We start from the raw sequence: 9,613 nt of genomic DNA, 5'->3' as shown, positions 1-9,613 counted from the left end.
TGTTGCTGTTGCTGTTGCTGCTGTTGTAGTGGCTCTGGGGCTTTGGTGACCACTGCACTTGTTTGGCTATTGCCATCGATATGCTGGCTTATGATGAACTGACCTATTGAGTTGAGTTCTTCTTGGTCGAAGGAAGCTCGGGTGTCATAAACATTAACGATCCGTATGAACTTGTGTTTTATATTCATTATTTTATTGAGCTTATCCACCAAAAACTCAGATTTGACTAACTTGTCAGACACTTTTTGGGGCATGGTGTTTCTATCAATGATCGCATCACTTGATACTACACAGATATGATCCCAACAACGGCCACCGAACCCTTGTTTTATTCCCATGAATCTTTCTAATATTTCAAGTCGATGATGATCGAGTAATGCATGAAATAAATCTTGCTGCAACTCTACTTGCTTGATGGGCGAGGGGATGCCTGACCATTGGTTGTTATAGCTGCGAGTCCATTCTTGTTGCTGATTGACCTTTACATGGCCTTTAATGCTTTTTGATTCGATTAATACAAAGCCATAGGGGTAAACGATCAAGTGATCGATCTGGGCGACTTCATCATTAAAACTAAATTTGAAATCATTGATCACCAGTATTTCTGGGTGATCTTTAAAGGCGCGGCGTAAAAAGAAGGCCACGTTTTGCTCTTGCTTTTGACCCGCGATCGCTTGCGGTGAAGTGGTGTTTTGCAGGGTTTTCGTTTTGAGTATCATTTATCAACAGCATCCATTCATAACTTGATAAAAATCATTACCATAATACCCAATTATAGATTGATAAAGCTATGATTATTGATTGAATTTGTATAAAAATAGCAGTCAATTTAACCCTTTTTTAAAATCATCTTCCACTACACGCATCCACGGTTAATGGCTTTGCGTAACAGTACTGGCTTTGAGTAAAAGCCGTGAGAGTTATACCAATGTTTATGGCATACTGGTTTCATGCTATGGATCATTCTAATTATTGTCATTGCGGCCTGCGTATTCTTGCCTGGCTTGTGGGTCAAGCACATCATGAGCAAGTACCAACAGCCCACTGATCGTTACCGTCATCAAGGTAGCGGTGGTGAACTTGCTCGTCATCTTCTAGATCGTTTTGGCCTAAATGACGTCAAGGTTGAAGAGACGCCTGACGGCGATCATTATGATCCCGGGGCTAAGGCTGTTCGCCTTACGCCGGATAACTATTCCGGTTATTCCCTGACAGCTGTGACGGTAGCCGCCCACGAGGTTGGGCATGCGCTTCAGGATTCTCGCGGCGAGTCTTTGTTTTTGATGCGACAGAGGCTGGCTAGAACCGCTATGGTCGGTGAGCGTATTGCCGGCATAATGATGTTCGCGGCGCCAGTGGTCTTAATGCTCACCCGTATACCACAGGCTGGCGCGTTGACCATTTTGATCGGCGTGCTGTCGATGGGGTTGAGCACTATTGTGCATCTGGTGACCTTGCCGGTGGAGTTCGACGCCAGTTATGGCAAGGCGCTGCCCATACTCAAAGAGGGCAATTACCTGCACGACGGTGACATAAAGCATGCGGAGAAGATTCTCAAGGCGGCGGCGCTGACCTACGTGGCTGGCTCGCTAGCCAGCTTGCTCAATCTTGGCCGCTGGATAGCGGTACTGCGTCGCTAATAGAATCACTGGGGTTTTGTTAGGGGCAGAGTAAACTTTTTCTATTTCCTCAATCAAATTATTAAACACAACCATAATCTTGGCTGTTCGGGGCTTTGTGCTTACTGACTTTGGTATTTTTGCTGAACGTGTTAAAAGGCTGAGGATTAAACTGATATTCAATAGGTGAACCATGAGTATTAGCGAGACGACCGTTCATCCCATGGATGGGATGTTTGAGCCCTCATGGATGAGTTTACGGCGTGTCGGTGAGTGAATGTCATGGTGAGCTGATACAAATCAAATTAATTGGATTAGTCTCGACTCTTTAAGCGATTTCAAATCGGGTGACTGATTAAATTCTTTCTTTGCTTCATAGCCTACACTCAATCGCTAATTGAGCAATTAGATACAAAAAATAGCCGAATTATGGCTTAATAATCAATAACGCAACTGCTGGTTGACATATTAACAAGCTGGCTTGCTAGTGAGCAACTGGCTGATTTCTTATGCTTGTGGCTCAATTATTGATTAAAAGGACTCACTAATGATACTTGCAGATAAGATTATTAGATTAAGGAAAAAACTGGGCTGGTCGCAGGAAGAGTTGGCAGAGAAAATGAATGTTTCTCGTCAGTCTGTTTCTAAATGGGAAGGGGCCAATAGCATTCCTGATTTGAATAAAATCATTATGCTTTCACAGATTTTTGATGTGTCTACAGACTTCTTACTCAAGGATGAGAATGAGCAGTTTGAGTTTGCGACAGAAGCCAAAGAACCAGGCATTAATCATATCAGCCTAGAGCAAGCGACTGAGTATGTTGAGCATAAAATCGCAATGACCAATGTGGTCACTAAAGGCGTGGTTTTGTGTGTGTGTTCTGTGATGCCGTTATTTTTCTTTATGGCGATGGCGCAAACGAACCGATTTAATATGACAGGTGATCTTGCTGCGGTGCTGGGTATTGTCAGTATTTTGATTTTGGTGTCAGTTGGGGTGAGTTTTTTTATCAAAACAAACCAATACCAAGATGAAATATCGGCGATAGAAAATGAGCCATTTGAACTCGCTTATGGTGTTCACAGTGTGTTTCATGAAAAGCGTAAACAGTTTCGACCCACTTATAATCGCCGCTTATCTCTAGGTATCTTCTGTTTTATTGTTAGCTTTGTTCCGCTGCTGTGCGTGAGTATTTTTTCTTTTGAGCAAGACATTGTTTTATTAATGATAGATGTACTGCTTTTTATTATTGCGGTTGGTCTATTCATTATTTTACCGGTTTCTGCAAAATATGATGCCTATAGCAATGTATTGAAAGAAACAGTGAAAGAGACAGAAACAACTAGACGTACTAAACGAGCCGAGAAGTTGGCTGGATTTTATTGGCCCTTGCTCATTGCTATCTATCTTGGCTGGAGCTTTTGGACAATGGCTTGGGGCATCACTTGGATTATTTGGCCTGTTGGCGCCGTGCTGTTTGCCGCACTCGTTGGCTTGATGGAATTACTTCACAAAGACACGCCTTAATTAATACGTGGGAAATAAGACGTGTGAAATCAGGGTGCGAAGTTAATGCGCCCAAAGAAACTCGGAGTAAATCGCCAAGCGATTTTTTTGCGAACAAAGAGTGCTTAGATTGCTAGGCGGCAATTCACTCGCCGCGCTTAATCGGTTTTATCTCGAACAAAACTCAACCCGCAATGAACAACACGCCCTAGTTAACACTTCCGGTTTTTTATTCTGTTAGTTGAGGTTTTATTGATTTAATCATCCATTGCTTATATTGGTTTTGCAGTAAAGTGCGCGCAATTATGGCTTGGGAGGATTTATGGTAACAATTGAGTTAGTGGTGGTATTAGCTGCCATCTTTATCGGCGCACGAATAGGCGGCATTGGTATTGGCTTTGCTGGTGGTTTTGGTGTGTTGGTATTAACTCTTGGGTTAGGTATGACACCTGGCACCATTCCTATTGATGTGATTTTGATTATTATGTCGGTCATCGCGGCTATTGCGGCGATGCAAGTTGCGGGTGGTTTGCAATATTTGGTGAATATCGCTGAGCGTGTTTTACGTAAAAATCCTAAGCAGGTGACTTTTTTAGCTCCGATTGTCACTTACAGCATGACACTGTTTGCAGGTACGGGACATACCGCGTTTTCTACTTTACCTGTTATCGCTGAGGTGGCGAAAGAGCAGGGCATTCGTCCCTCACGGCCATTAAGTATTGCAGTTGTTGCCTCTCAAATTGCCATTACCGCCTCACCTATTTCCGCTGCGGTTGTGCTAATGAGCGGCATGCTTGAAAGCAAAGGCGTGGGCTATATCAGCTTATTGATGATTTGTATTCCCGCTACTTTTATTGCTTGTATGGTCGGCGCTTTTGTTGCCCAATTTATGGGTAAAGAGTTGAAAGATGACCCCGTTTATCAAGACCGTTTAGCTCATGGCTTAGTGAGCAAACGCGAGGTGAACAGCACTGAGTTACCAGCAGGGGCTAAGCGTTCGGTGATGGTTTTTCTGGTAGCAATTGTGGCAGTGGTGTTTTACGCCACCGCAATTAGTGATGCTGTAGGTCTTATTGATAATCCGACATTGCCGCGAAATGAAGCGATTATGGTGTTTATGCTAACGGCAGCCACGGCGATTACGCTGTTTTGTAAAGTGGATACAGCTGAGGTGCTTAATGCGGCGACCTTTAAATCGGGCATGAGTGCGTGTATTTGTGTATTAGGTGTTGCGTGGCTAGGTGACACCTTTGTTGCTGGGCATTTAGAAGAGATTAAAGCGCTATCGGGTGGCTTGCTAGAAGAGCATTCGTGGATGTTGGCGATCATTTTGTTTTTAGCGAGCATGTTGTTGTACTCGCAAGCCGCAACCACAGCGGCGTTAATGCCATCGGCATTTATGCTAGGGGTTAGCCCTGAGGCTGCTATTGCTTCTTTTGCTGCGGTGAGTGCCTTATTTGTATTGCCAACTTATCCAACCTTGTTGGCGGCTGTTGAAATGGATGACACAGGATCGACCCGTATTGGCCAGTGGGTATTTAACCATCCTTTTGTGGTACCCGGTGTGGTGACGATTGTTAGCTCGGTGATGATTGGATTTGTATTAGCTGAGATTATTTTGTAGCTATAGCCATAATGAGTCGAGTCTGAATAAATTAGCGCAGAGTAAAAGTTATTTTTAGCTAATCCGATTTATCCTGCGCCAAGCATGCAAAATGCTTTTCAGGTTTAAAGTATATTTGCTGGCCTAAAGCTTATAGGCTGCAAACCGAACTTTTTGTATAAGAAAATGAAAGCCCCGATACTTAACAGTATCGGGGCTTTTTTGTTTTTTACTTGGGGGCTAACGGCACTTTATATCGAAAAATATTGAAAAGCTTGCTCAGTACTCAACGACTCAACGAATGAGAACGGTGCAATAACACCGATAGTTGGCAGCAACTTACAGCGAATTTGAAACTATTGGTGCAATGACCGCTGGCTTTCTATTGGTGGCAGACTATGTTTTAAGAGCAGGGTTTTAGGTGCTGGTTTTAGGCGCTGGTTTTAGGGTCAGGTGTTTAGAGGCTGGGTGCCCCTTAATCACAGTAGCTGGAAAATACGCTCTAAAACATTGACCTTAAAATAAGCTAATAACCACTAAAGGGAAGTCACCATGAGTAAACCGATTGTCGCCGCGATAACACCCAAGAAAGTTAATCTAAATAAGGGTGAAGAATATTATTTCTGTACCTGTGGTCGTTCAAATAGCCAGCCTTTTTGTGATGGTTCACATGCCGGGACAGACTTTAAACCCAGCCCCTTTACGGCCGAAGAAAGCGGCGATGCGTATTTATGCCAATGTAAACATACGGCCAATCGTCCATTTTGCGATGGTAGTCATAAACAATTCGATAAACAGCAAGTGGGCAAAGAAGGGCCCGGTGTGCAAATTCAAGTGACAAATATGCCTACCGCGAGCGCAACCAAAGAAGAACCCACCGTTGAATTGATTCATCAACTGGCGAGAGAAGGTTTATCTAAAATGGGACATCATGGTCCTATGACCTCGATGGGGGTGCCACGTTATCAACTGCCACATTGGGATGATTTACAAATAATGGTGGCGCAAATGGCCAATAAACCCTTGATGGAGCATGTTGCGGTGAATACCGAACTAGTCATCGGTCCTAAGGCCAAAAAGCCGCTTAAACTCAGTATGCCATTATTTGTCTCAGACATGAGTTTTGGGGCGCTTTCTGAAGAAGCAAAAATTGCTTTAGCGACGGGAGCTGAACTTGCAGGAACAGGCATTTGCTCAGGTGAAGGTGGGATGTTACCCGAAGAACAGGCGGCTAACTCTAAATATTTTTATGAGTTAGCCAGTGCCAAGTTTGGTTATGACGAGTCTAAACTCAAGCAGGTTCAGGCGTTTCATTTTAAAGGTGGCCAAGGCGCAAAAACCGGTACAGGAGGCCATTTACCCGCTAACAAAAACGTGGGAAAAATTGCCGATGTACGTGGTATTGAAGCGGGCACGTCTGCTATTTCGCCACCAACTTTTGAAGATTTAAATACCGTAGCAGATTTTAAAAAGTTTGCCGACCACGTGCGTGACATTACCGGCGGTATTCCCATTGGCTTTAAGCTTAGCGCTAATCATATCGAAGAAGATATTCAATTCGCCTTAGATGCTAGTGCAGATTACATTATTTTGGATGGCCGAGGTGGTGGCACAGGCGCTGCGCCTGAAATGTTTAGGGATCACATTAGCGTCCCCACGATTCCAGCGCTTGCTCGTGCTAGAAAATATTTAGATGAACAAGGCGCGAGTGGTAGGGTCACCCTTATTATTACTGGTGGTTTACGCGTGCCTATCGACTTTGTTAAAGCATTAGCATTAGGGGCCGATGGGGTTGCCATATCAAATAGTGCTATGCAGGCTATCGGCTGTGTGGCTGCCAGAATGTGCAATACCAATAACTGTCCGGCGGGTATTGCGACGCAGAAAAAAGATTTGCGCCAACGGTTAAATGTTGAAAAGTCTGCAGTGCAACTTAAGAACTTTTTTGAAGCGTCAACTGAACTCATGGCTGTTATGGCAAGGGCTTGTGGCCACGATTCATTTGCAAAATTCAACAGCAATGACTTGGCCACTTGGCACAGAGAAATAGCACTGCTTTCAGGGGTAAAGTATTCTGGAATTGGCCGTTAAATAGGGGATAAGTTTGGCTGGACTGTGGTGGACAGATAGTGGGGACAAGGTAAACGTTATTCAGACCCATTCAGATGATAACGGGTTTGCTTCACCACTTTGCGACTATGAACAGTAGAAAGTTAAACGCCGCGGTAAAGCACCTTGTTCTTCGTATTGTGGCTTAATGAATTTATCCTGTGCCAAGCATGCAAAATGCTTTATAGGTCTAAAGCTGATTTGCAGGTCTAAAGCTTAAAAGCTGCAAAGCGAACTTTTTGTATAAGAAAATGAAAGCCTCGATACTTAACGGTATCGGGGCTTTTTATTCGCTGCTGCAAAGCGGTTGTTGTTACAGCTTGTTCTGAGCTTGATTGATGCTATTTGTCCTTAATCGCAAATTATCAAACAGCCTTAATAGTGTATAAGACTGACTTTTTGACGCCATAATGGCTAATAAGGTCAATTAATAGACACTCCTGCATTCGGTTGCTACTTTTTATTAACGGTACACAGCGATTAATAAAGAGTTGTCTATGTTACGTCGTAATTTTTTAAGTCGAATGGGTTTAGCCTTAGCTGGAAGTGTCATTGGGACAAGCATAGGCAATGCAGCTGATGCCGCTGCTGAGGGCAATAAAGCAGCGTTAATGCCTGATAATATCAATGCTGGAGATTGGACTGCGCTGCGACAGCTTTTCCCCTTAACTGACGATTACATTCACCTTTCTACCTTTTTGTTGGCTTCTCTTCTCACCCTAAACCTGTGGCAGATGAAATTGAGCGACACCGCAAAGGCTTAGATGCCAATCCTTCAGATTATTGGCATAAACACTTTGAAACCATTGATGGAAAAATATCCGCTGCGGCAGCAAGCTATATGGGTGGTGAAGCCGAACAAATTGCCCTCACTGACAGTACAACGATGGGGTTATCTTTGGTATACAGCGGGCTTAAATTACGCCCTAATGATGAAGTAGTGCAAACCGTACACGATCATTACTCTACCGATCTGTCTTTAAAACTGCGCGCAGAAAGAACAGGGGCTAACGTGCGCCGCATAACGCTATATGAAACACCTGCCACAGTGACGACCCAGCAAATTATCGATAACTTGGCAAAGGCCATTAATCAAAAGACTAAGGTGGTGGCTGTGACTTGGGTTCACTCTTCCACTGGGGTTAAATTACCTATCCGCGCTATGGCAGATGTGATTGCCAAAGCCAACAGCTCACGTTCTGAAGCTGATAAAATCCTCTTTTGTGTCGATGGCGTACATGGCTTTGGCATCGAGGATGTTGATGTGAGTACATTAGGCTGTGATTTTTTTATTGCTGGCACTCATAAGTGGATCTTTGGCCCACGTGGCACTGGCATTATATGGGGCTCAAAGCGCGGCTGGAATAACTGCAGCGCAGTGATCCCAAGTTTCAGCCTATCCTACGATGTGTGGCTAGGTAATAGCACCCAAGCGCAAGTACCAATGGGTGAACATATGTCACCAGGAGGCTTTCACTCCTTTGAACATCGTTGGGCATTACCCGCTGCGTTTGAGCTTCATTTACGCTTGGGTAAAGCCAATGTGCAACAGCGTATTCATCAGCTCAATACCCAAACCAAGCAAGGCTTGGCAAAAATGTCACATGTCACCTTGTATACGCCAATGGCCACTGAACTATCATCGGGGCTGGTGTGTTTTGATGTCGATGGTTTGTCACCGCAACAGGTGGTAGAGCATATGCACACTAAGGGGATTATTATGAGCTCGACGCCTTATCGTGACTCATTCGCGCGTTTTGCGCCGAGCTTAATTAATAACGAAGCCGAGATTGATAAAGCACTCTCTGAGATACAAGCGTTGGCATAAGGTTTTGCTTTTAAAAAGTGTCATAAGTGCAAGTCAGTGTAATAACGGGGGGGGCAGAATCCACGGTTGCTAGCGAGCCATAACATATAGGCTCCAGCAGCTACTACATGAACAAGGGAGTGAACATGAGCAGGGTTTATGTGATGCTGCGCTTGCTATGGTGGTGTTATAAGTCATCTTGAGTGACAGCTTAAATGTTCTCATCTACACTGCAGGCTAAGGTTAGCGAGTTGTCTGAGAGCATTTTGTGCTTACAAGACAGCGAATAAAATGAAGCATTATTTTAAAGAGCGAGTAGTAAACACAATGATTAAATTTAAGCTTATGTTTAGTGTGTTACTCCTTGCTATGGCAACAGGCTGTTCATCACGAGTGCCCATCGATGCTTCTAAAACAACACAATATTCAACATCTCATGTACTAGCAGGGCAAGCTTCTTGGTATGGCAGTAAATTTCACGGCAGACTGACGGCAAGTGGTGAAAAATACAATATGAGAGCCTATACTGCAGCCCATAAAACCTTGCCATTTGGCACTATAGTGAGGGTGACCAATACCGGCAATAATAAAAGCATCGATGTAAAAATTAACGATCGCGGCCCATTTGTTAAAGGCCGAGTGATCGATCTTTCTCAAAAAGCGTTTCAACAAATAGCCAGTAGCGATCAAGGGATTGTAGCGATCAAAATTGACATTCTAGACGACAGTAATACCTTTAGATACAAACATTAATCTTGCCATCGCGAGCCACTATTTGACTCTGTTTAACTAGGCTCAACATCTTAGTTAATCTCTCTGTTCTTTATGACCTATCTCGCGTCATTTGTTTAAAGCTCTTCTCTTTAGCATTCAACATTTAGCATTTAGCATTTAGCATAGCCTATCAAAATAGGTTTTTTAGCTGACTAAATCGAGATTGCTGAGTCCGCGCTTATGCGCTTATGCGC

General features: G+C 43.8%; 8 protein-coding genes. 7 read left to right on the top strand and 1 reads right to left on the bottom strand.

Annotated elements, in window-relative coordinates; genetic code table 11:
* The coding region (locus tag BCU91_RS10955) for a nuclease-related domain-containing protein (protein WP_133126601.1) at nt 1-719 on the bottom strand (719 nt) is incomplete at its 3' end.
* A 231-nt stretch (nt 720-950) separates the two neighbouring features.
* On the opposite strand from BCU91_RS10955, the gene BCU91_RS10950 reads away from it, so the two are divergent.
* The 7 genes from BCU91_RS10950 (at nt 951) to BCU91_RS10925 (ending at nt 9,398) form a co-directional block, all read left to right on the top strand.
* Nucleotides 951-1,640 carry a zinc metallopeptidase gene (locus BCU91_RS10950; RefSeq protein ID WP_102531471.1) on the top strand — a complete coding sequence of 230 codons (690 nt, stop codon included), beginning with the start codon at nt 951-953 and terminating at the stop codon, nt 1,638-1,640.
* Between the two features lie 526 nt (nt 1,641-2,166).
* Complete coding sequence (locus BCU91_RS10945; protein ID WP_102531470.1) at nt 2,167-3,147, top strand: helix-turn-helix transcriptional regulator; 981 nt, start codon at nt 2,167-2,169, stop codon at nt 3,145-3,147.
* A gap of 301 nt (nt 3,148-3,448) precedes the next feature.
* Nucleotides 3,449-4,750 (top strand): anaerobic C4-dicarboxylate transporter, encoded by a 1,302-nt coding sequence (locus BCU91_RS10940; RefSeq protein WP_102531469.1) that lies wholly within the window; start codon nt 3,449-3,451, stop codon nt 4,748-4,750.
* Nucleotides 4,751-5,281: 531 nt separating this feature from the next.
* Nucleotides 5,282-6,820, top strand: coding sequence for a glutamate synthase-related protein (locus BCU91_RS10935; RefSeq protein WP_102531468.1), 1,539 nt, complete (start codon nt 5,282-5,284; stop codon nt 6,818-6,820).
* A gap of 515 nt (nt 6,821-7,335) precedes the next feature.
* Entirely contained in the window at nt 7,336-7,602 is a 267-nt protein-coding gene (locus tag BCU91_RS20565; protein ID WP_241904071.1) for a hypothetical protein, read from the top strand.
* The gene (locus tag BCU91_RS10930) at nt 7,566-8,666 is read left to right on the top strand and encodes an aminotransferase class V-fold PLP-dependent enzyme (protein ID WP_241904070.1); all 1,101 of its coding nucleotides are present in this window, start codon (nt 7,566-7,568) and stop codon (nt 8,664-8,666) included. The genes BCU91_RS20565 and BCU91_RS10930 overlap by 37 nt, the downstream gene beginning before the upstream one ends.
* A gap of 306 nt (nt 8,667-8,972) precedes the next feature.
* Nucleotides 8,973-9,398: a septal ring lytic transglycosylase RlpA family protein gene (locus tag BCU91_RS10925; protein WP_102439325.1), complete on the top strand. Its 426-nt coding sequence runs from the start codon at nt 8,973-8,975 to the stop codon at nt 9,396-9,398.
* Nucleotides 9,399-9,613 lie beyond the last annotated feature (215 nt).

Origin of the sequence: Shewanella sp. 10N.286.52.B9 (genome assembly GCF_002873635.1) — a bacterium.
Lineage (GTDB): Bacteria > Pseudomonadota > Gammaproteobacteria > Enterobacterales > Shewanellaceae > Shewanella.
Note: the sequence above shows the minus strand (reverse complement) of the source record. Positions and strands in the feature narration are given on the sequence as shown.